At 70.6% G+C, this 24,311-nt stretch carries 21 protein-coding genes; 11 read left to right on the top strand and 10 right to left on the bottom strand.

What is annotated here, in order from left to right; genetic code table 11:
* Positions 1 to 31 precede the first annotated feature (31 nt).
* Positions 32 to 421, top strand: coding sequence for an ArsR/SmtB family transcription factor (locus tag FH609_RS23825; protein ID WP_139667512.1), 390 nt, complete (start codon positions 32 to 34; stop codon positions 419 to 421).
* Between the two features lie 218 nt (positions 422 to 639).
* Here FH609_RS23825 and FH609_RS23820 read toward each other — a convergent pair whose 3' ends face one another.
* Both FH609_RS23820 and FH609_RS23815 read right to left on the bottom strand, forming a co-directional pair.
* Positions 640 to 3,954 (bottom strand): NACHT domain-containing protein, encoded by a 3,315-nt coding sequence (locus FH609_RS23820; RefSeq protein WP_193317882.1) that lies wholly within the window; start codon positions 3,952 to 3,954, stop codon positions 640 to 642.
* Between the two features lie 590 nt (positions 3,955 to 4,544).
* On the bottom strand, positions 4,545 to 5,621 hold the full coding sequence (locus FH609_RS23815; protein ID WP_139667510.1) for a hypothetical protein: 1,077 nt from the start codon (positions 5,619 to 5,621) through the stop codon (positions 4,545 to 4,547).
* 306 nt (positions 5,622 to 5,927) lie between these two features.
* On the opposite strand from FH609_RS23815, the gene FH609_RS23810 reads away from it, so the two are divergent.
* Positions 5,928 to 7,256, top strand: a complete 1,329-nt coding sequence (locus tag FH609_RS23810) for a cytochrome P450 (RefSeq protein WP_139667509.1) — start codon at positions 5,928 to 5,930, stop codon at positions 7,254 to 7,256.
* Between the two features lie 82 nt (positions 7,257 to 7,338).
* Complete coding sequence (locus tag FH609_RS23805) at positions 7,339 to 8,310, top strand: terpene synthase family protein (RefSeq protein ID WP_139667508.1); 972 nt, start codon at positions 7,339 to 7,341, stop codon at positions 8,308 to 8,310.
* A gap of 40 nt (positions 8,311 to 8,350) precedes the next feature.
* On the opposite strand, the gene FH609_RS23800 is transcribed toward FH609_RS23805, so the two are convergent.
* From FH609_RS23800 to FH609_RS23785, 4 genes are all read right to left on the bottom strand, one after another.
* Entirely contained in the window at positions 8,351 to 12,580 is a 4,230-nt protein-coding gene (locus FH609_RS23800; RefSeq protein WP_139667507.1) for a bifunctional nitrate reductase/sulfite reductase flavoprotein subunit alpha, read from the bottom strand.
* A gap of 376 nt (positions 12,581 to 12,956) precedes the next feature.
* Positions 12,957 to 13,358, bottom strand: coding sequence for a hypothetical protein (locus FH609_RS23795; RefSeq protein ID WP_139667506.1), 402 nt, complete (start codon positions 13,356 to 13,358; stop codon positions 12,957 to 12,959).
* Between the two features lie 210 nt (positions 13,359 to 13,568).
* Positions 13,569 to 15,506, bottom strand: a complete 1,938-nt coding sequence (locus FH609_RS23790) for an alkyl/aryl-sulfatase (RefSeq protein WP_139667505.1) — start codon at positions 15,504 to 15,506, stop codon at positions 13,569 to 13,571.
* 101 nt (positions 15,507 to 15,607) lie between these two features.
* A complete protein-coding gene (locus FH609_RS23785; RefSeq protein ID WP_139667504.1) occupies positions 15,608 to 15,952 on the bottom strand; it encodes a hypothetical protein in 345 nt (114 codons plus the stop codon).
* Between the two features lie 207 nt (positions 15,953 to 16,159).
* Between FH609_RS23785 and FH609_RS23780 the strand changes: the two genes are divergently transcribed.
* The 3 genes from FH609_RS23780 to FH609_RS23770 all read left to right on the top strand — a co-directional run bounded on the left by FH609_RS23780 (position 16,160) and on the right by FH609_RS23770 (position 19,003).
* Positions 16,160 to 17,365 (top strand): NAD(P)/FAD-dependent oxidoreductase, encoded by a 1,206-nt coding sequence (locus FH609_RS23780; RefSeq protein ID WP_139667503.1) that lies wholly within the window; start codon positions 16,160 to 16,162, stop codon positions 17,363 to 17,365.
* Between the two features lie 10 nt (positions 17,366 to 17,375).
* On the top strand, positions 17,376 to 18,314 hold the full coding sequence (locus tag FH609_RS23775; RefSeq protein ID WP_139667502.1) for a sigma-70 family RNA polymerase sigma factor: 939 nt from the start codon (positions 17,376 to 17,378) through the stop codon (positions 18,312 to 18,314).
* Positions 18,315 to 18,424: 110 nt separating this feature from the next.
* Entirely contained in the window at positions 18,425 to 19,003 is a 579-nt protein-coding gene (locus FH609_RS23770; protein WP_139667501.1) for a hypothetical protein, read from the top strand.
* 54 nt (positions 19,004 to 19,057) lie between these two features.
* Here FH609_RS23770 and FH609_RS23765 read toward each other — a convergent pair whose 3' ends face one another.
* From FH609_RS23765 to FH609_RS23750, 4 genes are read right to left on the bottom strand one after another with little or no spacing between them, the layout of a single operon-like run.
* Positions 19,058 to 19,516: an NUDIX domain-containing protein gene (locus tag FH609_RS23765; RefSeq protein WP_122181710.1), complete on the bottom strand. Its 459-nt coding sequence runs from the start codon at positions 19,514 to 19,516 to the stop codon at positions 19,058 to 19,060.
* Positions 19,517 to 19,572: 56 nt separating this feature from the next.
* A complete protein-coding gene (locus tag FH609_RS23760) occupies positions 19,573 to 19,923 on the bottom strand; it encodes a hypothetical protein (RefSeq protein ID WP_139667500.1) in 351 nt (116 codons plus the stop codon).
* Positions 19,920 to 20,234 (bottom strand): hypothetical protein, encoded by a 315-nt coding sequence (locus FH609_RS23755; RefSeq protein WP_139667499.1) that lies wholly within the window; start codon positions 20,232 to 20,234, stop codon positions 19,920 to 19,922. The genes FH609_RS23760 and FH609_RS23755 overlap by 4 nt, the downstream gene beginning before the upstream one ends.
* Positions 20,234 to 20,701, bottom strand: coding sequence for an ATP-binding protein (locus tag FH609_RS23750; RefSeq protein ID WP_139667498.1), 468 nt, complete (start codon positions 20,699 to 20,701; stop codon positions 20,234 to 20,236). Before FH609_RS23750 ends, FH609_RS23755 begins: the two co-directional genes overlap by 1 nt.
* Positions 20,702 to 20,824: 123 nt before the next feature.
* Between FH609_RS23750 and FH609_RS23745 the strand changes: the two genes are divergently transcribed.
* From FH609_RS23745 to FH609_RS23725, 5 genes are all read left to right on the top strand, one after another.
* A complete protein-coding gene (locus tag FH609_RS23745) occupies positions 20,825 to 21,655 on the top strand; it encodes a helix-turn-helix domain-containing protein (protein WP_139667497.1) in 831 nt (276 codons plus the stop codon).
* A gap of 5 nt (positions 21,656 to 21,660) precedes the next feature.
* The gene (locus tag FH609_RS23740; RefSeq protein WP_139667496.1) at positions 21,661 to 21,861 is read left to right on the top strand and encodes a DUF397 domain-containing protein; all 201 of its coding nucleotides are present in this window, start codon (positions 21,661 to 21,663) and stop codon (positions 21,859 to 21,861) included.
* Between the two features lie 25 nt (positions 21,862 to 21,886).
* Positions 21,887 to 22,087, top strand: a complete 201-nt coding sequence (locus FH609_RS23735) for a DUF397 domain-containing protein (protein ID WP_405378939.1) — start codon at positions 21,887 to 21,889, stop codon at positions 22,085 to 22,087.
* Positions 22,088 to 22,246: 159 nt separating this feature from the next.
* Positions 22,247 to 22,912 carry a DedA family protein gene (locus FH609_RS23730; protein WP_139667495.1) on the top strand — a complete coding sequence of 222 codons (666 nt, stop codon included), beginning with the start codon at positions 22,247 to 22,249 and terminating at the stop codon, positions 22,910 to 22,912.
* A 122-nt stretch (positions 22,913 to 23,034) separates the two neighbouring features.
* A complete protein-coding gene (locus tag FH609_RS23725; protein ID WP_226961902.1) occupies positions 23,035 to 24,309 on the top strand; it encodes a PLP-dependent aminotransferase family protein in 1,275 nt (424 codons plus the stop codon).
* Positions 24,310 to 24,311 lie beyond the last annotated feature (2 nt).

Genomic DNA, 24,311 nt, shown 5'->3' with positions numbered 1-24,311 from the left:
GTCTTCAAGTATAGGCGGTAGGATGGGGCGCATGGGCCACCGAAGCGTCACCACCGGCAGCGCCAGCACCCGCGAACGTCTCGACGCGGTCGGCACCACCGACGTCGCCGCCACCCTCCAGGCCCTGGCCACCCCCTCCCGGCTCTACATCCTCGCCCGCCTCCAGGAGGGGCCCTGCTCCGTCGGGGACCTCGCCGAGGCCGTCGGCATGGAGAACTCGGCCTGCTCCCACCAACTGCGCCTGCTGCGCAACCTCGGCCTCGTCACCGGCGAACGAAAGGGCCGCAGCATCGTCTACTCCCTCTACGACAACCACGTCGCCGAACTCCTCGACCAAGCCCTCTACCACGTCGAGCACCTGCGCCTGGGCCTGCACGACGCCCCGGCCCACGGAGCCGACCGAACCACCGCCACACGCTGAATCACGGTCCCGCCGGCCCTCCACCGCGCCGACCTCGCCCCGAACCGTTCACGCCCCATCACCCCACGGCGAGCCGTGTCTGCCGGCACAGGGCGTGGGAGTGACGGTCCTCGGACACGGAATTCATCCCCGAGTTGCTTCTCGGGCTGGTAGGTCAGGGTCAGGCCCAGACTGCGGTAGACGTCGACCTTCGCCTCCGGAGTCGCCGTGGCGAAAGCTCAGCCCTCTTGGGCAGATGACTCAGAGTCTCGCCACTGCGGCTCCGGCAACCTTCTCAGTGGATTGCTGTCGCCTTCGGAGCTCTGTGGAGCCCGGACCGATGCAGCGGCCTCGGTCAATTGGTCATCGGCGATGGTGCGCACCAGCAAGGGCGCCAGTTGCACGACCTTGCTCAACGACTCGGCCCAGCCCGTCGTGCCGAGAACCTTCGCCAGCAGCCGTCTCATCTGCCGTTCGTCCACATGCTGGGCCAGCTCCATGAAAGCTTTCGTCTGTTGCTGGGGATCGGTGATCCTCCCAGCCACTTCCTCTGCCCGCTCATGGAACCCGAGCAGGGTGAGAATCCTGGTCGACTCGGTCAGTACACGAGACCGCTCGTTCACGTCGCGCATAGGGCCAGACAGGGCCTCGACATCTGCTAGCAGTCCGAGACAACGTCGCCGATCGTCAATCGCAGCCCAGGCATCGGCGACTTTGACGAGTGCCATGGCCCGCCGGTAGGGCTCGTGAAACTTCTGTGCAAGCGAACCAGCCCAGTCGAAGTCGCCGACGGAGATGCCCAGGTCGATCAACCCCTCCTGCGCTTGCACCCGTTCGCTCGCCGGTGCGATTCCGCCGGCGAGGGACTCCACCTGTCGCCCAAGGGCCCTGGCCCGATCGGCGTCCCCCGCCACCGTCATGGCGCGAGCGAGATTGAGGAGGGCCCGACTCTGGTGGCGGACATCGTCGGTGCTGTTGTTCAGCCGAGCTTCCGTAGCTTCTGCGATGTTACGTGCGCTATTGTCTGTTCCCAGCAGAGCATCGAGGTGAGCGATGCCCACGGTGGCCTCGATGCGCTCCTGTGGCTCGTGGAGCATGGCACTGACCTCCTTCACCTGTGCTCTGAGCTTGCGCACATGCTCAGATGCTCCCTTGGCAGCGGCCCTCTGGGTCAATTCGAGAAGGATATGGAGCCGCCTGGCCGGAGTGACAATTCGCGCCGCGAAGGCCTCAGCAAGAGCGGGTTCATCCATTTCCACCGCAGCAACCCTCACAAAGTGGACGAGCGCCCCCTCCGTGAGGAGTGAGATCATGGATCCGGGCAACTCCGCCACGCATTCTGGGATGCTGATGGCTTTACCTTTAACCAGATGGAGCAGTGCGCAGACGCGCCGCTCCGGGACCGTGATGCTCCGTGTCAGGTGGCGAGCAAGCTCGGGATCTCCAGCAGCCAATACCGCAGCAACGACCCGGACAAGAGCGTTGTATCGTTTGACGGATGTGTCCAGCCCTTGGGCCAGTCTGGTGGCGTCTTGCGCCAGGTCCCTGGCGAGTTCGAACTGTCCGGCAGTGGCTGCCGTGCAGGCTAGTGAGGCCAACGAACGGATACGTGACTCTGGTTGAGGTAGGGCGTAGGTAAGGGTCGTGGCTTCATCCGAGAGCGCCCCGTACCGTGCCTGGTCTTCCGCCAGAGTGGCCGCCAGCGCCAGATCGTTCAAAGCCCTCGCCCTGTAGGACAGGTCCGGGATCGTGCGCACGAGGTTGAGGGCTCTGACATCTTCCCCAAGGTCTACAAGGGAGTTAGCCACACTTCTCATCGCTGCTGCACGATGCATGGGCCGGGATACGCTCAATGCTGCCCGTTCGGCGTTCTCCACGAGTTGTGCGACACGGGCCGGTTCACCTGCGGCGGCCAGCGCCCGAATCATATCTGACAGAGCACTGACCCGTTGGCGTGGGTCTCTCACCAAGAGGGTTACTTCCTCGGCTCCTTTCAGATCACCGGCCGCGCACAGGGCCTTGCCCACATCGGCCAGAGCACGAGCCCGCAGACCTGTTTGCACAGCTGTCTCCGCGAGAGCACGGGCCCGACCGAAGTCTCCGCCGAGGAGAAACGTCTCCAACAGCGACAGGAAAGCTCGTCTGTGGCGGTCCGGCGTAACGATGCCGTTCAACACGGCGTCTGCTCGTTCCGGTTCGCCCAGGGCCGCCCAGAGCGCTGGCAGGGCGATGGGTACGTTGTCGTTCCTGGCCTCCAGCGCGTCGCGGCGCACCGCCAGCCGGGCCATGGCGAGCAAGTCCGGGTCTTGCTGCTCCAAGAGCAGCTCCTGCACAGCCCTGACTTCTCCGAATGCGGCGCCATCACCACCCGTCACCCGAAGCACGCGGTGGTGGCGGGTGGCGTCCGTGGCAATCGCCACCAGCCGTGGCAAATCTCCTGCGATACGCAGGGCACGGAAGTAGCCGTGGAGCAGGTATTCCGAAGTGTGGGCGGGCCAGCCCTGGTCCCGGTAGTGATCCGCCCACCGGTGGAGGCGCTCACGGTAGTCGTCCATGAGACGGCCTCCCAACACGTGTAGAGCAGTGCTGCGAAGCTCCTCATGGCCGAGGACATACACCTCCTCCTTGTTCCATGGGCTCAGCAGCGACGCAAAGGTCCGCCCGGAGGCGGTACGGATCTTGCGCTCGAGCGCGTAGGTGGATTCGCCAGTGAGCTCGGCCAGGTCCCGCTCACTCAGGCCACCTTCGGCCACAGTGATGAGGCCAAGGATGTCCCGCCCCAGACCGGATGTGTCCGCCAGGCGCTGGACCTCCCGTTCTGCGTCGGCCCTGACCGCTTCGGCGTGAGGTGACGTCGAGAGGTCCCGCACGATGCTCGGATCACGCAGCGGGTGGTTGTCCGGCACGTCAGTGGGTACCGGCGGGTGAGGCCGGCTCGTGACGACGACGCGGAGTCCCGGTTGGGGCCGCGCGGGGAGCAGCGCCGCGATGCTGTGGGATTCCGGGTGACCAGTCACACCTTGGTCCTCGTCCAGACCGTCGACGATCAGCACAAGCCTGGTGCCATTCTCCCGGCACACCTGGACCGCCTCATCGATCAGCCTCAGCAGATGGCCCTCGCGTGTGGCATCGGTGATCTGGGCGGGCATGGGCTGGCCGAGGAGGGCCGCCAACTGCTCCGTGACCACATCACAGAACCCGATGCGGTCGTTTTGACCGGCGAATCTGCCCGTGACAAAGAATGGGACGACCCGCACACCCTCCGGCGGACGCAGTGCGAATGACGAGAGTAGCGCGGACTTGCCGGCCCAGGCCGGACCCCGAAGCCACAGGTACGGGGCCTCTTCCGGAGAGGTGCAGAAGGCGACCAGTGCCGCCAACTCCTCCGTGCGGCCCCGGAGTTGAGGCGGTGCGAAGCGCTGGATCTGCTCCCGATACCCAGTCCGCGTGACGCTGTACTGACCGGTCATGTTGACACTGCCATTCACGATCAGAGCGCCGGAGACCGCCATGCCGCCGATGGCTGTCGCATGCCCCGTACCGGTCGCTTCCACATCCGTTCGTCGCCCCCACACGGACCCCCTGCTGGCCAACAGCGACATCCTTGTCTGTATCGCCTGGTTCAGTCACCGAACGGACCGGTGCGGTGACCCCGTCGCGAAGATGATCTCAAAGTTGGTGGCGGCACTGGCGGTTTGATCGTTATCGGAGGATTAGGTTAGTCGAGCATGAGATCTCGATCGGGTCGGTTTCATTCATGATCGAGACGGCCCCCGAACCGGTAAAGGGTCAGGATCTGGAGAGGACTCCGTGCATGGGGATCGCATGGCCGGCCAGGTCGTAGTAGATGGGGCGGCGTCGAGGCCAGCGGGCCTCAACGGCTAAGGGGTAGGTGCTGGTCCGCCAGCCTGGGGTCGCGCTGGTCTCCAGAATGAGGATGTCGCCGGCGTGAGTGAGCTCGGCTCCACACACGTACTGGAGGCGCAGGGCTAACCGGCTTACCCCCCGTAGTGAACGGCCTGTAGCAAGCCAGGATCTGGTTCGGCCTAGCTGATCAGCACCGAACACACCGCCGAAGGCGACCGTCCCGAGGGGACGGCTTTCGGGGCGCTCCTCGTTCCGGAGTATCGGCGTGAGGCCGGACCTACCGGTACTCCGCCTTGCGTGACAGCTGCCACACGTAGTACCACTCCCGTCCGTCAGCGACCTGGAAGCGGTTCTCCTGGCGCTGTTTGAGAAAGTCGAAGAGTGCCGGGCCAGCGCCAGCCAACCCCGCCACTGTCAGCGCCTGCTCGAACAGCTCCGGCGCGACAGCGATAAGCGCGGCGCTTGTCACACCGAAGCCGAACCCGGCGCTTTGCAGATTGTTTCTGGCGTCGGCACGCTTGATCTGATCGACCACCGCGCGGACCTGATCATCGATCTCCACGGACAGCCGGGCCAGAATCCTGTCGGTCTCATCGGAGTTCAGCGCATCCTCGATCTCGAGGAACCTGCCTCGCAGGAAGTTCCTGAATCCCCGGTAGGAGTCGAACTCGCTGACCGTGATGTCGGAGAAGTCCCTGAGCGAGACGGCGTCGACGAACGGCAGATCGATCTCCAGCACCAACTTGACCATCCGCCCCTTCACTCCGGAGAGAGACGCGTCCACGGCCTGCACGATGTGGCGATCCTTGACGACGAAGTCAACAGGTCCCACCTTCTCCCTGGGGGCGAAATCGTCAACAGCACTCGTGCTGCGCACGCGTGGGAAGTACCACGCCAGGCCGGACTCGAGCAGCGGCCGTGACGAGGTGATCCACTCCGCCAGGGACTCCACGTCGGAGCAGTTGATGCTGATCTCGTCGGTGATCGACGAGGGCGGCAGATCAAAGTGCGGCCTGCTGATCCCGCCATCGAAGAACCTGTTTCTCCGCACGACATGGAACTGTTCCGGATCGCTGTGCTGAAGGAGCAGGGTGTCGCTGATCAGGGCCGCCCTCTTGGTGATGGCCTGACGCTCGTGGTCCGAAGTCGCCAACGAGATACTGAATTTCGAGCGCCCGGAATCGTTGAGAACCTGCTCGACGAGATACGGATGCTCCACGTAATAGTCTGCGTAACGTTCGACGACTTCCGTCGGTGACGGCCGTTCGGGAAGGGTCGCGAAGAACTCCCGCATCTGTATTGCGACGGGCTTACTCTGTTCCGGCGTCCGCCGCTTCCTCCGTCGAAACTTCATGCCTGCCATGATGCCGCACCGAGGCCACCGAACGCCGGGAGGGCAGGGAATCCGGTGCGACGAGCGCCGGCAGGAAGTCGCCCTGAGGCTCCTTGCCCCGCGTCGGCTGATCCGGAGGGCCCTCACCAACTGACCCGGGGGCGGCGCGGCGGCGGTCGGGTGGGGTGGTGTTCCGGGGGGTCGGGAGGCGCTCTACCCGGCGGCTGGCGGTCCCGGTAGCGTGGATGTGCGATTGCGGCCCGTGCGGGCCGGGGTGGCCGGGATTGGCACGTTTCCTGTCGACGCGACTCGGGATGGTGTTTCACCATGCGCATTCCCACGGCACCGGGCAGGTTTCCCGTGGTCGGGCACGCGCCGGGGTTTCTTCGGGAACCGGTGCGTTTCATGGAGTCGCTCGCTCCGGTCGGGCCCATGGTGCGCATGTATTTCGGCTCGCGGCCTTTCCTTTATGTGAGCGATCCGGAGCTGGTGTACGAGGTGCTCCAGGTGCGGAACGAGGAGTTCGAGAAGGGCGCCCTGTTCGAGAAGATGAAGCCGCTCGCCGGTGAGGGCGTCGGGCTGACGTCGGGTGACGACCACCGTATGCAGCGCCGGATGTTGCGCCCGGCCCTGCAACCCGGCCAGTTGGGGCGCTATGCCGAGGTGATGCACGACATCGCGCACCGTCAGGTCGACTCCTGGACGCCGGGCCGGACCCTCCGGGTGGACCGCGTCATGGTCGACTACACGATCCGCGTCATCGTCGGCACGCTGCTGCCCGCCCAGGAGCACCCCGAGGTGGCGGACCGCGTGCGGGAGACGGTGCCCGAGGTGCTGTACGGGCTGATCCGGTACCTGGTGCTGCCCGAGCTCCTGTTCCGGCTGCCGCTGCCCGCGAACCGGCGGGCGCGTGCCGCCGTCGAGCGGCTGAAGGGGGCGATCGACGGTCTCGTCGCGTCCTACTGCGCGGACCCGCCCGCCCCGAGCGACCGGTTCGACCTGCTCAGCCACCTGATCGACTACCGGATTCCGGAGACGGGCGAACGGGTCTCGCGGACGTTGATGCGGGATGAGGTGATGTCGCTGATGATCGCCGGGCACGAGACGACGTCGTCCGCGTTGACCAGCGTCTTCTGGCTGCTGGACCAGCATCCCGAGCTGCGGGAACGGCTGCACGGGGAGGTGGATGCCCTCGGCGAAGGGCCCGTGCGGCAGGAGACGTTGGAGCGGGCGCCGTTCACCCGGTCGTTCGTGCGGGAGGTGTTGCGGCTCTACAACCCCACCTGGCTGCTGCCGCGCCGGGCGCTGCGGGACGTGCGGCTGGGGGACGTCGTGGTCCCGGCCGGGACCGAGCTGGTCATCGCGCCGATGGCCCTGCACCGTCGGCCGGACGTCTTCCCGCGACCGCACGTGTTCGCTCCTGACCGCTGGTCCGACGGGAGCACGAAGCACCTGCCGAAGGGCTCCTACATCCCGTTCGGTCTGGGTCCGCACGTGTGCATGGGCGCGCAGTTCGCGGAGGTGGAGATCCTCACCTTTCTGCTGGCCGCCTGCCGCCGCTGGAAACTCGTGCGGAACCCGCCGGTTCCCGCCCGGTTCCGCTACGGCCTGATCGCCCGGATTCCGGAACTGCACTGCACGGTTACACCGCGTTGATTCCGGGCGGATTTCCGCCCCCTCGACGAGGCCAACTCCGGCTTCCCGAAAGGGATGCCCAGGATTCTGGAGGAGTTTCCCGATGCGACCCGCCCTGACCCCGCACGCACAGCGGTTCGTTCCCGGCGCGCCGGACCCCGGGGCGATGGCCACGGCGACGTCCTGGACGCGCCGTTTCGGCGCCGACAACCCGCGCGTTCTGCGGTATATGACGTTCTATCCCTGGGTCCATCCCGACATCGTTCCGGAACGGCAGTCGATCCTCGCGAAGATCTATGCCTTCTACCGTTTCTACGACGATTTCAACGACTCGCTCCGCAGCGATCTGGGCACCAGTCGCACGATCGCCCACCAGATGATCCGCATTCTCGACGGGGAGAAGCCGTCGTCCGACGCCGCCGTTCTGTGGATGTTCCACAGTCTGTGGCGGGAACACGAGGAGCTGTGCCCGCCCGAGTTCCTGGCGCGCACATCGAGCCACTGGCGGCACTACTTCGCCACGCAGAGCGCCTACCACGCGATGAGCAAGCCGGAGTACCCCTGGAACCTGGCGGACTATCTGAGCCTGCGGATCGACAACGGCGGTCTGCATGTGGCGGTCTCGCAGGGAGAGCTGGCCAACACCCGTTATGTTCCGGCCCATATCTACCGGATGTCCTCCCTGGTCACCATGCGGCGGCTGACCTACTACTGCGTCATCCTGACGAACGACCTCTACTCGGCGCTCCGGGACCGGGAGGTCGGCGACCACCGCAACCCGGTCGCCCAGCACATGCGCCACGAGCGGGTCGGTCAGGAGGAGGCGTTCGCGCACTTCCAGGGCCTGCTCTTCGACTACAGCGACCGGCTCCACCACCTGCCGGCGGCCGTCGAACGCGAGATGGACCTGCTGGAGCTGACGCCGCGCGAGCGGTCCGTGGCGCGCGCCGCGGCGCGGAACTGCCTGAACCACAGCGACGGTTACGAGGCCTGGGCCAGCCGCAACGAGCCGCAGCTCGGCACGCCGGAGGGCGACCCGGGCATCGCCCTGCGGCCGCTGCGGGAGGCGTCCTGAGGAACCGGGAAACGGCCGGCCGGCGCCCGGGGCGCCCGGCTCAGTAGACGTCGCGGACGTAGCGGCGTTCGGTGGCCAGGCGGCGGACGTAGGTGGCGGCCTCGTCGGGGGTGAGGTTGCCGTGGGTGGCGACGACGTCCCGCAGGGCCCGGTCGACGTCCCTGGCCATGCGGCCCGCGTCGCCGCAGACCAGGAAGTGCGCGCCGTCCTGGAGCCAGCGCCAGAGGCGGGCGCCGTTCTCCCGCATCCGGTCCTGGACGTAGACCTTGTTGCGCTGGTCGCGTGAGAAGGCGAGGTCGAGGCGGTCCAGGTGGCCGGAGGCCAGGTGGGCCTCCAGTTCCTCGCGGTGGTAGAAGTCGGTGGCCCGGCGCTGTTCGCCGAAGAAGAGCCAGTTGGGGCCGGTGTGGCCGCGTGCCGCGCGGTCCTGGAGGAAGCCGACGAACGGCGCCACGCCGGTGCCTGGCCCGACCATGATCAGCGGGGTGGCGGGGTCGGCCGGCGGCCGGAAGCGCGGGGCGGGCTGGACGAAGACCCGCACCGGCCCGTCGTGGGCGCCGTCGGCGAGGTAGGTGGAGCACACGCCGCCGCGCTTGCGGCCCAGGTCGTTGGTGTAGCGGACGACGGAGACGGTGAGGTGGACGGCCCCGGGGTGCGCCAGCGGGCTGGAGGAGATGGAGTAGAGGCGCGGCTGGAGCGGCCGCAGGGCGCCGGCCCACTCGTCGGCGCTGGCGCTGACCGGGAACGCGGCGACGACGTCGGCGGCCTGCCGGCCCCAACTCCACCTGGCCAGCGCGTCCTTGTTGTCGGGCCGCAGCAGCCGGCGCAGCTCGCGGCTGCCGGTGCGGTCGGCCACGAACCGGAGCAGGTCGGTGGTGAGGCGGGTGATGTCGAGGCGGCCGCGCAGCGCCTCGCGGAACGGGAGCGGCGCCGCGTCGCCGAGGTCGACGGGCTCGTCGGCGCCGAGTCCGGTGAGGGTCAGCCACTCCTCGACGAGGGGTTCGCCGTTGACGGGCCAGACGCCGAGGGAGTCGCCGGCCTCGTAGGCCAGCTCGCCGTCGCGGGTGTCGAGGGCGAAGTGGCGCACCTCCTTCTGTGAACCGGGCAGGCTCAGCAGCCGGTTGCCGACGAGGGCGGTGGCGAACGGGGACGCCTTGGTGTAACGGGCGGGGGTCGGGGTGGTGGCGGGCTCGCGCTTTGCCTCGGGCGTCGGCGCCTCGGGCGCTGAAGGCGCGGGCGGCGGGGGCGCGGGGGGCGGGGGTGTGTCGAGGGCGGCGAGCACGGACGCGAGCCAGCGTTCGGCGGCCTCCCCGAAGTCGGGCTCGCAGTCCGTGCGCGGGACCAGCCGGGTGGCGCCGAGCGCGCTCAACCGTTCGTCGAGGCGGCGGCCGTGGCCGCAGAAGTCGTCGTAGCTGGAGTCGCCCAGCGCGAGCACCGCGTACCGCACGCCGGTCAGGCGGGCGGCGTCGGGCGCCGCGAGCGCCCGCCAGAAGTCGGCGCCGTTGTCCGGGGCTTCGCCGTCGCCGAAGGTGCTGGTGACGACCAACAGGTCGGTGCCGTCGGCGAGTTGGTCCGGGGAGGCGTCGGCCATGGCGAGGAGGTCGGGGGCGTGGCCCGCCTCCGCCAGCCGCCCGGCGGCGGTGGTGGCGGCGAACTCCTCGGCGTTCCCGGTCTGCGAGGCCCACAGCACCACGACGCGGCGCGCCCGTTCCTCGGCCGGCAGGGGCCCGGCCGGCGCGCGGTCGGCGGCCGGCGCGCGGTCGGCGGCCGGATCGGGAATGGCCGGCGGTGCCGGGACGCGGGAGAACATGCCGGCCAGGACGCCGTTGAGCCACAGCGCCCGCTCGGGCGCGACGGCCGCGTCCGGCGGCAGCACCGGCACGGTGCCGTCGGGCGGGGCGAGGGCGAGGCCCGAGAGATAGCCGGCGAGATAGCGGCGCTCCCGCTCGGTCGGCTGCTCGGGCGCCAGCTCGGCGATGCCGCAGAGCGTGGCCAGGGCGTGAACGGCGGCCTCGGTCCGTTCCGTTGGCGCGGTCCGGGCCGCGCCCGCCGTCGTCGGGCGCGTGTCCGGCCGGGCGGGCGGAACGGGCGCGGTGGTCGGGGTGAGGGTGACGGCGCAGACCTTGAACTCCGGCTGGAAGGAGACCGGGTCGACGGCGTCGCTGGTGACGGCGTTGACGCTGAGGTACTCGCCGAACAGGTCGTTCCAGTGGAACGGCGCGAAGCAGGTGCCGGGCAGCACCCGGTCGGTCACCACGGCCGGCAGCACCGCGCGGCCCCGGCGGGAGGCGACCTCGACGTGGTCGTCGGCCGCGACGCCCAGCGCCGCCGCATCCTCGGGGTGGATCTCGACGAACGGGCCGGGGTTGAGCCGGTTCAGCTTCCCTATCTTTCCGGTCTTGGTGAGGGTGTGCCACTGGTGCTGGAGGCGGCCGGTGTTGAGGACGAACGGGTAGTCGTCGTCGGGGAGTTCGGCCGGCGGCAGATGGGGCCTGGCGTAGAACCTGGCGCGCCCGCTCGGGGTCGGGAAGGCCAGCCGGGGTCGGCTGCCGTCCGCGCGTTCGAGCGGGGCCTGGCTGGTCCCGTCGTTGAGGTAGCGGATCGGGTTGCGGTCCGGCCCCTCGGCGGTCGCGGCCGGCCACTGGACGGGCGTGGCGCGCAGCCGCTCGTAGCTGATGCCGCGCAGGTCCCAGCCGGTCGCCGGGTTCCACGCCCGTTTGATCTCCTCGAAGACCTCCTCGGACGAGGCGTAGCTGAACCCCTCGACGAAGCCCATCGCGCGGGCCACCCGGGCGATCAGCTCCCAGTCGGGCAGCGCCTGCCCGGGCGGGTCGACGACGCCCTGGACGAGGGTGAGGTTCCGCTCGGAGTTGACCATCACGCCGTCGGACTCCGCCCACAGCGTCGCCGGCAGCACGACGTCGGCGTAGGCGTTGGTCTCGGTCTCGGCGAACACGTCCTGGGTGACGACGAGTTCGGCGGCCTCCAGGCCCGCGATGACGGTCCTGCGGTTGGCGACGGAGGCGACCGGGTTGGTGCAGATGATCCAGCACGCCCGGATCTCGCCGGCGGCCATCCGTTCGAACATCTCGACCGTGCCGCGCCCGGCCTCGGTGCGCAGCGAGCCCTCGGGGATGTTCCACAGCCGCTCGACGAAGGCGCGTTCGGCGTCGACCAGGACCGAGCGCTGGCCCGGCAGACCGGGACCCATGTAGCCCATCTCCCGGCCGCCCATGGCGTTGGGCTGGCCGGTGAGGGAGAACGGGCCGGCGCCCGGACGGCAGATGGCGCCGGTGGCGAGGTGCAGGTTGATCAGGGCGTTGGTGTTCCACGTGCCGTGGGTCGACTGGTTGAGGCCCATCGTCCAGCAGCTCGTCCACGCGCCGGCCTCGCCGATCCAGCGCGCGGCCCGCCGGATGTCATCCTCGGCGAGGCCGGTGATCTCCGCGACGCGCGACGGCGGATAGTCGGCGAGGAGGGCGGGCATCTCCTCCCAGCCCTCGGTGAACTCGGCGATGAACTCCTCGTCGGTGTGGCCGTTCTCGACCAGCTGGTGGAGCAGGCCGTTGAGGAGGGCGAGATCGGTGCCGGGCCGGATCGGGAGGTGCAGGTCGGCCCGTTCGGCGGTCGCGGTGCGACGGGGATCGACCACGATCAGTCGGGCGCCGGCCTTGACCCGTTCCATCATGCGCAGAAACAGGATCGGGTGGCAGTCGGCCATGTTGGAACCGATGACGAGGAACGTGTCCGCGTGGTCGAGGTCCTGGTAGGAGCCGGGCGGGCCGTCCGCGCCGAGGGACAGCTTGTAGCCGGAGCCGGCGGAGGCCATGCACAGCCGGGAGTTGGACTCGATGTGCTGGGTGCGGACGAAGCCCTTGGCGAGCTTGTTCGCCAGGTACTGCGCCTCAAGGGACATCTGCCCTGAGACGTAGAAGGCGAGGGCGTCGGGGCCGTGTTCGTCGAGGATCGCCCGCAGCCGGCCGGCGACCTCGGCGACGGCCCGGTCCACGTCGGTCTCGGCCGGCTGGGCGCCGCGCTCGGCGCGGACCAGGGCGGTGGCCAGCCGGCCGGGCGCGGCCAGCATGTCGGCGCTGGTGGCGCCCTTGGTGCAGAGGCGGCCGAAGTTGGCGGGGTGCGCCCGGTCGCCGGTCGCCCGGGTCGCGCGGCGGCGGCCGTCCGCGCCGTCGCGGGTCACGTCGAGCACGATCCCGCAGCCGACGCCGCAGTACGAGCAGACGGTGCGCACCCCGCCGTCCTTCGCGCCAGCCGCCACCGAACCTCCCTCCCCGGCCCGTCCGTTGCCGGGCCGCCCGGCTGTCTGTCGGGCCGCCCCACCTGCTTGGGCGGCCCACCCGCCGGGGCGGCCCGTGATCAGGAACGGTAGGAAGCGCGCATTACCGGCCCGTCACGCGGCGGGCGCGCCGGGGATTACGTCTCCCGCACGGGGCGGGGGCGCGGACTGTGAGCGGGGCGGGAGACGGGCGCGGCCGCGCGTTCGGCCTGTTGGGTGATCCGATCACCATCCGGTCCCCGGTTGGCCCCCCTACGGGGGCAGCGGCTCGTCACAGAGAGCGCAGAAGAAGTACGCATCGCGCACGATGTTCTGGTGTCCGCCAGATGCCCGGCAGGCCCGACGTACGGATAGGTCCTCACCCGTCTCCACCGGGTGGCTGCCGACGCGTCATCTCGTCGAGCGACGAGGCCCCTGCTTCCCTGACGAAGTCGCCCGCGGTCCGAGGTAGCAGAGGCGCCGGGTTTCCCGGTCCCCAGTACTCCCAGCCATCGAAGAAGTTGTGCCCGGCGACAATCGTGCGCACGTCTCCCGACACGTCCCGTTGTTCGCGGAGTTCCAACGTCTCGGTCAGTTGACGCAGCAGGTGGCCGACGTCGGCGTCGACCGCTGGGCTGTGGCTGCTCCAGATCCGGGTCCACGACTTCGGCCGGCTGTCGGGGCAGTCGGCCAGCCCCACCCAGGCCCGGTCCCCGGCGGTGAACACGTAGGCGGTGAGGGGGTGCTCCATGAAGAGCCTGACGCTTCGGCAGGTAGTCATTCGCGTATGAGGAACTCGATCAGGACATCTGGCGACATCTCGCCCCGGCCGACCCTATCGGCGCTATCGGCATCTTCCGTGATGGTGCTGCCCCCACGGGGTCGCGCTTCGCTGCCAGGCGATCGTCCCATTCTCGTCGACCACGGTCGAACATCTCGACCCCGCCGGGCCCGCCTCCGTGCGGAGCGCGGGAACCGGCGGGGCCGGGGGTCAGGGCGTGACGATGGGGAAGTCGCGGTCGCCGGGGTCGAGGACGGCCGCGAGGCGGTGGAGTACCGAGGCGTCGCCGTCGATCCGGATGCCGGCGTCGGCCAGCCGCTCCGGCGTCTGGTCGCCGAGGGCGAGCGCCGGCAGGGCCCGGGCGGTGGCGGTCAACGTGACGTCGGCGGGCTCCCGTTGGGGCGCGGTGGTGTGGGTGAGCACGCCGTTGGCCAGCCGCAGCCGGTACCGCTCGGCGGAGTCGGTGAGGACGACGTCGATGTCGAGCCGCTCGTCCCAGGCGTTGGGCCCGTCGATCTGGATGGCGAGGGCGTCGAACAGGAGCCCGGGGGTGAGGTTTCCGACCATGTCGACCGAGGCCGCGACGGTGGGGGTGCCGAGCCGGCCCTCGCGCAGTTCGGTGGCGCCGGAGAGGTAGACGTTGCGCCAGGTGCCGTTCTCCGCTCCGTAGCCGAGCTGCTCGTAGGTGTCGGCGAGGAGTTCGCGCGCGGCGGCGTGGTCGGGCTGGGCGAGGACGACGTGGTTGAGGACCTCGGCCGCCCAGCGGAGGTCGCCCGCCTCGAACGAGCCCCGGGCCCGCTCGACCACGGCGTCGGCGCCGCCCATGAACGCGACGTAGCGCCGGCCGGCCTCGACCGGGGTGTGCTGCCACAGGTGGGCCGGGTTGCCGTCGAACCAGCCCAGGTAGCGCTGGTAGATCGCCTTCAGGTTGTGGCTGAAGGACCCGTAGTAGCCGCGCGTGGACCACGCCTTCTCCAGGGCGGGCGGCAGCGGGAGGTGTTCGGCGATCTCGCTGCCGGTCCAGCCCTTGTTGATCAGGCGCAGCGCCTGGTCGTGGAGGTAGCCGTAGAGGTCGCGTTGGAGGGTGAGGAACCGCCGGACGCGTTCCCGTCCCCAGGTGGGCCAGTGGTGCGAGGCGAACGCCACGTCGGTGGCGTCGCCGAACAGGTCGATGGTCTCGGTGAGGCACCGCGACCAGACGTGCGGGTCGCGGACCAGGGCGCCGCGCAGCGTCAGCAGGTTGTGCAGGGTGTGGGTGGCGTCCTCGGCGAGGCACAGGGCCGCGAAGTCCGGGAGGTGGATGAGCATCTCGGCGGGCGCCTCGGTGCCGGCCGCCATCTGGAAGACCATCCGGACGCCGTCGACGGTCTCCTCCTGCCCGGTGGTCGTGACGGTCACGGTCGGCCGGATGAGGCTGATGGTGCCGGTGGAGGTGGTCTGGCCGAGGCCGGCGCCGACCTGCCCGCGCGGGCCACGGGCGAGCGCCGCCCCGTACATGTAGGCGGCGCGGCGGGCCATGGCGGTGCCCGCGTACACGTTCTCGGCGACGGCGTGTTCGGTGAACCCCTCGGGCGCGAGCACGGGCACGCGGCCGGCGTCGACGTCCTCCTGGGTGGTGACGCCCTTGACGCCGCCGAAGTGGTCGACGTGGGAGTGGGTGTAGACGACGCCGGTGACGGGCCGCTCGCCCCGGTGCTCGCGGTAGAGCGCGAGGGCGGCCTCGGCGGTCTCGGTCGACAGGAGCGGGTCGATCACGACGACGCCGGCGGTGCCCTCGACGAACGTGACGTTCGACAGGTCGAGGCCGCGCACCTGGTAGACGCCCTTGACGACCTCGAAGAGGCCCTGCTGGGCGACGAGTTGGGACTGCCGCCACAGGCTCGGGTTGACGGTGTCGGGGGCCTCGCCGGTCAGGAAGGCGTAGGCGTCGTTGTCCCACAGGACCCGGCCGTCCTCGGCGGTGACGGTGCCCGGCTCGCGGCGCGCGATCAGCCCACGCGTCGCGTCCTCGAAGTCCTGGGTGTCGGAGAACGGCAGTCGTCCCCGTAGCTCCGACGCCGCTCGGGCGAGGAACGGCTGGGCGGGCTTGGCGGGAGCAGCGGGCTGGGCGGCAGAGGCGGGCTCGGCGGGCTCGGATGCTGGGGTCATGCCGCCATGGAAGTGCCTGGGGGGCTCCTGGCCGCTCGCACCACACCTCGTGACCACCCGTCTGCCGGATCGGACTGGTGCCGCTCGGCCCCGTGTGGGGTTCAGTCCCGGCCGGCGGCCGGGCGGGTGGCGCGCCAGGACAGGAGTGCTCCGGTGGCGCCGTAGGCGAGGAGCAGGGTGCCGTCCCTGACGCCGCGCCGCCGCTCCAGGGACTGGACCTGCCGCTGCTGCTCGTAGCTGCGCGTTCCCACGGCGACGGCCCCGTCCAGCACCGCGCACTCGGCGTCTCCCGGCCGCATCGGTCCTGGGTGTTCCTCGCCGTCCTCGCCCACGTTCTCGCCGGGGCACACGACCTCGCTCGACGCGGTGAGGGCGCCGACCAGGTCGGTCGCTCCCCAGAGCGCCGGCACGAGGAAGAACGCGAGGAGGGCGACTCTCCACCGCACGGAACCCCCACACCACCCCAACGAGCAACCGGAACGGGGGCGTTCGGCCCGTACGCGGAACCCCCCGGCCCACCGTATACCGGCCCCGCCACCGCGTGACCGCCACCGCGTGACCGCCGCCACGTGACCGGCGTCACACCCGCGTGGTGTCAGGGATCGGGCCGGTGTCTCGTTCAGGGGGCACGCGAACGAGACAGGAGCAACGCCATGAAGCACCGCATCGTTGTCCTCGGGGCCGGGTATGCCGGGGCCTTCGCCGCCGGGAACCTGGCCCGCCGACTCTCCCCCGCCGATGTCGAGGTCACCGTCGTCAACGCCGATCCCGTCTTCGTCGAGCGGATGCGGCTTCACCAGTTCGCGGCCGGCCGGGATGTCGCGTTCCGCCCGCTCACCGAGGTGTTCGCCGGCAGCGGGGTGCGGCTGCGCGTCGCGCGGGTCACCGCCGTCGATCCCGAGCGCGCGACCGTCGCCGTGACCGACGAGCAGGGGGGCGGCGCGAACGGGGAGGGCGAGATCGGGTACGACACGCTGCTCTACGCGCTCGGCAGCTCCGTCGCCGACCACGGCGTGCCCGGCGTGGCCGAGCACGCCTTCGACGTGACCGGCCGGGCCTCGGCGCGGCGGCTGCGCGAGCGGCTGGCCGGGCTGGGCGCCTCGGGCACGGTGCTGGTCGTGGGCGAGGGGCTGACCGGCATCGAGACCGTGACCGAGGTGGCCGAACGCCGGCCCGACCTCTCCGTCGCGCTGGCCGCCCGGGGCGAGTTGGCCGCCTGGCTCTCGCCGAAGGCGCGCCGCCATGTGCGGCGCGCCTTCGACCGGCTCGGCATCGCCGTCCACGAGCACACCTCGATCGCGGCGGTCGAGCCGACGCAGGCGATCGCCGCCGACGGCACGGCGCTGCCGGCCGAAGTGACCGTGTGGACGGCCGGGTTCGCCGTGCACCCGCTCGCCGCCGCCAGCGGCCTGGCGGTCGCGGAGACCGGCCAGATCCTCGTCGACCGCACCATGCGCTCGGTCTCGCACCCGGACGTCTACGCCGCCGGCGACGCGGTGCACGCGATCGGCGAACACGGCCAGCCGCTGCCGATGTCCTGCGCCTCGGCGGGCGTGACCAACATGCAGGCGACCGGCGCGATCATCGCGCGCCTGACGGGCCGCGAGGTGCCGACCGTCGACCTGAAGTACTTCGGCAACCACATCAGCCTCGGCAGGTGGGACGCGGTCTTCCAGATGGTGGACGGCGAGGCGCGGGCCAGGTCCTGGTCGCTGCGCGGCCGTGCGACCTCGCGGCTGAAGGCGGGCGTGCTCCTGGGCGCCGGCTGGGGCGTCGCGCACCCGACGTTCGGGATGCCGAAGCGCAGGCGCCGCGTGGTGGCGGTCCCCGAGCGGGCCGGGGTGCGGGGTGCCGCCTAGGCTCGTGCGCATGGACAGCGTGGCCGTCGAACGCTTCGAGGCCAGCCGGGGCCGGCTGGCCTCGCTGGCGTACCGTCTGCTCGGCTCGGCCGTCGACGCGGAGGACGCGGTGCAGGACGCGTTCCTGCGCTGGCAGGCGGCGGATCGGGAACGGATCGAGGTGCCGGAGGCGTGGCTGACCAAGGTGGTCACCAACCTGTGCCTGGACCGGCTCCGTTCGGCGCGGGCGCGCCACGAGCGCCCGGCCGGGGACTGGCTGCCCGAGCCGCTGCTCGACGGGGACCCGATGCTCGGCCCGGCCGACACCTTCGAACAGCGCGAGTCGGTGTCGCTGGCCGTGCTGACGCTCCTGGAGCGCCTGGCGCCGGTCGAGCGCGCCGTCTATGTGCTGCGGGAGGCGTTCGCGTACAGCCACGCGGAGATCGCGGGGATTCTCGACATCACCGAGTCGGGGAGCCAGCAGCACGCGCACCGGGCCAGGGTCCGGATCGCCGCCGAACGCCGCCAGGACCGCGAGGCCGATCCGGCGTCGGCGCGCCGGGTCGTCGAGGAGTTCCTGGCCGCCGCCGTGTCGGGCCGCACCGAACGCCTGGTCGCGCTGCTCACCGACGATGTCACGGCGGTCTCGGACGGCGCCGGTCTCGGCGGCCGGCTGCTGCGGCGCAGCACGCCGGAGCGGGTGGCGTCCTTCGTGCGGGCCGGCTTCCAACCGACGGACGCGAAGCGGCGGTTGGCGGGCGGCTCGCCCACGTTCCACTTCGTGACGGTCAACGGCTCGCCGGCGGTGCTGGCCGTGGTCGGCGAACGGGTCGTCGGCAGCGTGGCGTTCGAGGTCAGCGGCGGCCGGGTCGCGGCCCTGCACGGCATGGCCGGCGCCCGCCGGCTCGCGCGCGTCAACGCGACCTGGCGGGAGCACGCGGCCGGGGCGCCGGCCGTCGCGACGTGGTGAGGGCCCCGGCCTCCGGCCCCCGGCCCTCGGCTCGGGAACGGCGTAACGGTCGCGCGACAGTCCCGCCGGGGCCCTGGAGTGGACATTCACCGCACTCTTAGGTTCGGTGCATGACCACCAAGGACGAGCGAGGCGAACGGGGCCGCCGGAGCGAACGGGGCCAACGGAACGGCCGGGCCGGCCGGCGGGGCTACCCGTACCGGTTCGGGCCCGCCTTCATCGCGCGCTGGGAGAAGCGGCTGAGCCGGACCATCCTGATCGGCCTCGCGGCCGGCGTGGCGCTGGTGTTGGTGGGCCTGGCGCTGGGCGGCAGCTTCGACGGCAGCGTGCCCGAGGACGACCCGAGGTGGAACCTGGTCTGGGCCGTGCTGATCGCCGGCGTCGCGGTGGGCGGACTGGCCGTCCTGGGGCCGCTGTTCCTCGCGTTCGTGCTCGGCGGCCTGGCGATCCACCGGTTCGGCTGGATACCGGGCCTGGTCACCTACCTCGGGATGCTGGCGGCGGCCACCGGCGGCGGGCTTGACGAGGACGTGCTCGGGGCGTGGCTCGACGGCTGGCTCACCGAGGCCGGCGTCGCCGCGCTGGTGGTGGGCGTGCTCGGCTTCTTCCTGGTGGGCCACCTGGCGCGGGTGCCGATGACCGTCGCCGGCGTCCGGGTGGACCGGCCACACCCGGGGGACCGCGACTGAACGACCCCACGGCGCCGGCTCGTCGGCCGGCGCCACGGGGCCTGAGTCCGAAGGTCAGATGAACGCCGCGTCGGGGCGGTCGGCGTTGACGAGGAGGGGGAGGCGGCGGCGCTGGCCGGCGGCGATGATGGCGTACTGGTAGAGCGCCGGCGGCTCGTGCAGCTCGCGCATCGGCACCCAACTCGCGCCCTCGGCCGGGTCGTTGGACGGCAGCTCCGGGATCACCCCGCCGTCCAGGACATAGGAGAAGCCGGTGAGCGCCCCGTCGTCATCCGTGGTCGGCGTGACGGCCAGCACCTCGGAGAGCGAACGGTCAAGCCCCGTCGTCTCGTTGAGGACCTCCCGCGCGGCGAGGATCGCGCAGCGCCCCTGCGGGACGGTGCCGTGCGGCAGCACCCAGCCGTCGTCCATCCCCTCCCGCTTCCCCCGCACCATCAGCACGTGGTTGGTCGCGGTGGTGGCCAGGATGTGGAAGGTGAACGGAACGGGCGAGGTACGGATGGTCGTGCGCATGAGGGTTCCTTGTTCCTTGCTGTGAACGGGTTGAACGGACAGGTCGGGTCGGATGGCTAGTAGGTGAGGGCGGGCAGCAGCCCGGACAGCGCCGTCAGCAGGCACATCAGGCCGACGAACGCCGGTCCCAGGACCCGCGCGGTCCGGTCGTCGGCCGGGGCCGGGGTCTCGTCCGGCCGGGGCACCACCCGCCAGTGCTTCTCGGTGCGGGCGAGATAGAGCGTGTGGTCCGGGTGCTCCTGGGTGTGCTGCACACACCACACCGCGATGGGCGTCGGGTCGTTGTCGAAGAGCGGCGAACGCGCGTCGCAGGTCATGCACTCCGCGCCGTGGATGCCCTCCGGCACCCCCGGCCCGCGCTCCTCGCACAGCACCCAGTCGGCCGCCCTGATGATGATCTCGGTCATCCCCCGTCGTTTCCTTTCGTTGGTTGGTAGGCGTCGGCAAGTCGTCGCAGGCGCCGCCCGAACGAGGTGCGCGGCCGCCGGTAGCGCGCCTTCCACCCCGACTCGGTGAAGTCCCAGGCCATCGCGTGGAGTTGGTCGAGGCAGCCGCCGCAGGCGTAGAGCGGCGCGTTGGCCCCCACGGTGGTGACCGCCCCGATCCACACCACGGCCGTCACCTGGTGACCGCAGAAGAACCAGCACGGACCGATGACCCAACCGCCGGCGCCCGGACGCCCCGGCAGCGGGAGGAGAAAATTCCACTCCCTGTTCATCAGTTCGCATCCTCCGCACAGCCGGCGGCGCAGGAGAAGGCGCAGGTGAACCAGACGACCTTGCCCTCGGCCGGCCCGGCCGGCGTCGCGTACCCCCTCGGGTAGCACCCGACCGCGTCGACCATCTCCCGCAGCAGCCACAGCCCGCGCCCCGACTCCGCGTCCCAGTCCGGCTCGCGGACCACCGGCATCTCCGGCGACCCGTCCGCCACGGCCACCGTGACCTGCCGCCCGTCGCAGACGACCCACAGGCGGCAACGGGGAACGGGAACGTGGCGGACGACGTTCGCGAGGAGTTCGGAGAGTCCCATCCGGGCGACCTCCACCGCCGCGTCCGACGCCCCCCACGACCGCATCACCTGAGTCACCGTCCGGCGCCATGTCTCGATCCCCCGCGCGTCCGCGAGGACCTCGCAGCTGAAGAGAGCGGACGGTGGTTCCTGAAGGGTGCTCGGGTGCGCGGACATCGGGCTTCCTCTTGCTTCCTGTGACGATTCGACTACAAGCCTCGGCCGATGGCGCTACGCTGACCAGGGGTTTCGCGATGCCCCTTGACAGGACAACAACCATCACTCAGTAAGGGGGAGTTGATGGCTAAGGAACGGCCGGTCCTCAAACAGCTCACGCCGGCCCGCATGAGGTACGCGGAGGAGTTGGCCAGACTCCGAGAGGAGGCCGGCCTGTCGCTCGGGGAACTGTCGGAGCAGGTCAGATTCGATCGCTCGTACCTGAACCGCCTGGAGCGCGGGGAACGGCTCGGCGACCTGGACACGGCCCGGCGCCTCGACAAGTTCTACGGCACCGGCCGTGGCTTGCAGAACCTGTGGTGGCTCGCCAAGGACGAGGCGTATCCCGGGCGTTACCAGCGGTTCATGGAGCTGGAGGACCGGGCCCGGATCATCCAGGAGTACACCTCCCAGACGATCCCGGGAAAGCTTCAGACCGAGGAGTATGCGCGGGAGTTGCTGTGGTCGACCCCGCACCGGCCGGACGAGGAGGAGGCGCTTGAGGAGCAACTGGCGCTGCGTATCGCCCGTCAACTGCTGCTGCGCCGGGATGCCGCGCCGGCACATGTGCGCTTCGTGCTGGACGAGGCGGTCTTCGCGCGGCCGTTGCGTGATCGCCAGGCGTGGAGGCAACAGCTGCAAAGGCTGATCGACGACGCGGCGTTGCCCAATGTGACGCTCCAGGTGTTGCCGTTCAGCACCGGGGTGCACGATCTGCTGGGCGGCTCGCTCGCCCTGCTCTGGCTGCCGGACGGGTCCTCGGCCGCCTATCAGGAGCACTCCAAGGGCGGCGAGGTCGTCGAGGAGCCGGAGGAGGTCAGCCAGTTGAAACTCTCCTACGATGAGGTCTGCGCACGCGCGCTTTCCCAGGAGGACTCCCTGGAGTTCATCCGCACCCTGATGAAGGAAATCTAGAGATCATGCGAGCCTCGCACCCCGACCTGAGCGCCGCTCGCTGGCGCAAGTCCAGCTACAGCAACGGCGGGAACAACAACTGCGTGGAGGTGGCCGACGGCTACCCCGGCATCGTCCCGGTCCGCGACTCCAAGACCCCCGACCACACCCCCCTGGTCGTCTCCACCCACGCCTGGCAGACCTTCATCGGCCTCGTCACGCGCTGAACCAGCAGAGGAAGGCTGAGAGAACTTGCCGATCTCCCAACCCGACCTGAGCGCCGCCCCCTGGCGCAAGTCCAGCTACAGCAACGGGGGAGACAGCAACTGCGTGGAGGTGGCCCACGGCTACCCCGGCATCGTCCCCGTCCGCGACTCCAAGACTCCCGACCACACCCCCCTGGTCGTCTCCACCCACGCCTGGCAGACCTTCATCGGCCTCGTCACGCGCTGAGGAGACGTTCCCCCTCCCGGAAGGGCCCCGGCCGCGCGGCCGGGGCCCTTTTCGTTGTCGGCCTTCGACGCTTTAGAGAGCGCAAAGCGCGGCGAACTAGGGTCCTGGACCTCGACCGTTCGCGGATGTGCACACTCCGCCCGCCTTCCAGGGGTGCCCATGCTCTCGGCCAACCCACCGCTCCCCTACGAGCCCGCCGGCGGGCTCACCGGCTGGTCGGCCGATGTCGTCGACACCATCGGCGCGCCGGGGGCCGGACTCATCGTCGCGCTGGAGAACTTCTTCGGGCCGCTGCCGAGCGAGATCCTGCTGCCGATGGGCGGGTACGCCGCCGCCCAGGGCACGATGAACCTGTGGTCGTTGATCTTCTGGACCACGCTGGGATCGGTGGTGGGTTCGCTCGGGCTGTACTGGGCGGGTGCCAAGCTCGGCCGGGACCGGCTGTACCGGATCTGGGACCGGACTCCGCTGCTGCGGACGTCCGACCTGGAACGCGCGGAGGTGTGGTTCGCCAAGCACGGCCGAAGTGCCGTGGCCTACGGGCGTGTTCTGCCGTTGTTGCGCGCGCTGATCTCCGTGCCGGCGGGTGTGGAACGGATGCCGTTGACCATCTTCGTGGCAATGACCGCGCTCGGCAGCCTGGTGTGGAACTCGCTGCTGATCATGACGGGCTACTGGATGGGCGACCAGTGGTACCGGATCGAGGAGTACGTCGGGACGTTCAGCCGGGTGTTCGTTCTCCTCCTGCTGCTGTGCGTCGTCGCCCTCGTCGTGCGGCGGGTGCTCAGGAACCGCGCCAAGCGGCGCCAGGACGCGACTCCCTGAAGTCACCTGCGGTCGGCGAGTCGCGGGGGGTGGGGCGGGCGCGCGGAATGGCATGTCGCGGCGTCGGGGAGCGGGGTAGCCTCGGGGGCCCGAGGAGAGACCGCCCGCGAGGATGGAGTCGTATGGCCGTCGGAGACCGGCACGAGACGGATCTGGACCCCTGGCGCGGGCACTACGCGGAACGGGCGGCGGGGATGGTCGCCTCGGAGGTGCGGGCGCTGTTCGCGGTGGCGTCGCGGCCGGAGATCGTGTCGCTGGCCGGCGGGATGCCGAACGTGGACGCGCTGCCGCTGGAGACGTTGGGCGAGCTGATGGCCGAGCTGACGCGGGAGCGCGGCGGCACCGCGCTCCAGTACGGCTCGGCGCAGGGCGACCCGGGGCTGCGGGAGTCGGTCTGCGGGGTGATGTCCCTGGAGGGCATCGACGCGCACCCGGACGACGTGGTGGTGACGGTCGGCTCCCAGCAGGCGCTCGACCTGATCGCCCGCGTCTTCCTCGACCCGGGCGACACGGTGGTGGCCGAAGGCCCCACCTATGTCACGGCGTTGGGCGTGTTCGCGGCCTGCCAGGCGCGGGTGGCGCAGGTGGCGATGGACGAGGAGGGCGTCGATCCGGGCGCGTTGGCGGAGACGTTCGGGCGGCTGGCCGCCGAGGGGCGGCCGGCGAAGCTGTTCTACACGGTGCCGACGTTCCAGAACCCGGCCGGCGTGACGCTCTCCGCCGAGCGGCGCGCGGCGGTGCTTGAGGTGTGCCGGCGGGCGGGCGTGCTGGTGGTCGAGGACAACCCGTACGGGCTGCTGCACTACGACCAGGGCGAGCCGATGCGGGCGCTGCGCGCGGACGACCCGGCGGGCGTGGTCTATCTGGGCTCGTTCTCCAAGACGTTGGCGCCGGGGCTGCGGGTGGGGTGGGCGCTGGCGCCTTCGGCGGTGCGGGACAAGCTGGTGCTGGCCGCCGAGTCGGCGATGCTCTCGCACTCGGTCTTCTCGCAGCTGGTCGTGGACCGCTATCTGCGGACCCAGCCGTGGGCGGAGCAGCTGAAGGAGTTCCGGGAGATGTACCGGGAGCGCCGGGACGCGATGCTGGGCGCGCTGGCGGCGCACATGCCTCGGGGCGTGCGCTGGACGTCGCCGGGCGGCGGGTTCTTCGTGTGGGCGTCGCTGCCGGAGGGCCTGGACAGCAAGGCGATGCTGCCGAGGGCGGTGGGCGCGCGGGTCGCGTACGTTCCGGGCACGGGCTTCTACGCCGACGGCGGCGGTCGTTCGCACCTGCGGCTGTCGTTCTGCTATCCGCCGACCGAGCGGATCGAGGAGGGCGTGCAGCGGCTTGCCTCGGTGATCGGCGAGGAGTTGACGCTCCGCGACACGCTGGGGCTGTCGCCCGGCGCGGAGCGGTGAGC

Origin of the sequence: Streptomyces sp. 3MP-14, assembly GCF_006334905.2 — a bacterium.
Lineage (GTDB): Bacteria > Actinomycetota > Actinomycetes > Streptomycetales > Streptomycetaceae > Streptomyces > Streptomyces triticirhizae.
This window is presented reverse-complemented; position numbering and strand designations above follow the sequence as displayed.

Bases quoted from the DNA above. Each gene is read 5' to 3' on its own strand.
- FH609_RS23825 (WP_139667512.1), top strand. From the start codon at position 32: ATGGGCCACCGAAGCGTCACCACCGGCAGCGCCAGCACCCGCGAACGT.
- FH609_RS23815 (WP_139667510.1), bottom strand. From the start codon at position 5,621: ATGAAGTTTCGACGGAGGAAGCGGCGGACGCCGGAACAGAGTAAGCCC.
- FH609_RS23810 (WP_139667509.1), top strand. From the start codon at position 5,928: ATGCGCATTCCCACGGCACCGGGCAGGTTTCCCGTGGTCGGGCACGCG.
- FH609_RS23805 (WP_139667508.1), top strand. From the start codon at position 7,339: ATGCGACCCGCCCTGACCCCGCACGCACAGCGGTTCGTTCCCGGCGCG.
- FH609_RS23795 (WP_139667506.1), bottom strand. From the start codon at position 13,358: ATGACTACCTGCCGAAGCGTCAGGCTCTTCATGGAGCACCCCCTCACC.
- FH609_RS23790 (WP_139667505.1), bottom strand. From the start codon at position 15,506: ATGACCCCAGCATCCGAGCCCGCCGAGCCCGCCTCTGCCGCCCAGCCC.
- FH609_RS23780 (WP_139667503.1), top strand. From the start codon at position 16,160: ATGAAGCACCGCATCGTTGTCCTCGGGGCCGGGTATGCCGGGGCCTTC.
- FH609_RS23775 (WP_139667502.1), top strand. From the start codon at position 17,376: ATGGACAGCGTGGCCGTCGAACGCTTCGAGGCCAGCCGGGGCCGGCTG.
- FH609_RS23770 (WP_139667501.1), top strand. From the start codon at position 18,425: ATGACCACCAAGGACGAGCGAGGCGAACGGGGCCGCCGGAGCGAACGG.
- FH609_RS23765 (WP_122181710.1), bottom strand. From the start codon at position 19,516: ATGCGCACGACCATCCGTACCTCGCCCGTTCCGTTCACCTTCCACATC.
- FH609_RS23760 (WP_139667500.1), bottom strand. From the start codon at position 19,923: ATGACCGAGATCATCATCAGGGCGGCCGACTGGGTGCTGTGCGAGGAG.
- FH609_RS23755 (WP_139667499.1), bottom strand. From the start codon at position 20,234: ATGAACAGGGAGTGGAATTTTCTCCTCCCGCTGCCGGGGCGTCCGGGC.
- FH609_RS23750 (WP_139667498.1), bottom strand. From the start codon at position 20,701: ATGTCCGCGCACCCGAGCACCCTTCAGGAACCACCGTCCGCTCTCTTC.
- FH609_RS23745 (WP_139667497.1), top strand. From the start codon at position 20,825: ATGGCTAAGGAACGGCCGGTCCTCAAACAGCTCACGCCGGCCCGCATG.
- FH609_RS23740 (WP_139667496.1), top strand. From the start codon at position 21,661: ATGCGAGCCTCGCACCCCGACCTGAGCGCCGCTCGCTGGCGCAAGTCC.
- FH609_RS23730 (WP_139667495.1), top strand. From the start codon at position 22,247: ATGCTCTCGGCCAACCCACCGCTCCCCTACGAGCCCGCCGGCGGGCTC.
- FH609_RS23725 (WP_226961902.1), top strand. From the start codon at position 23,035: ATGGCCGTCGGAGACCGGCACGAGACGGATCTGGACCCCTGGCGCGGG.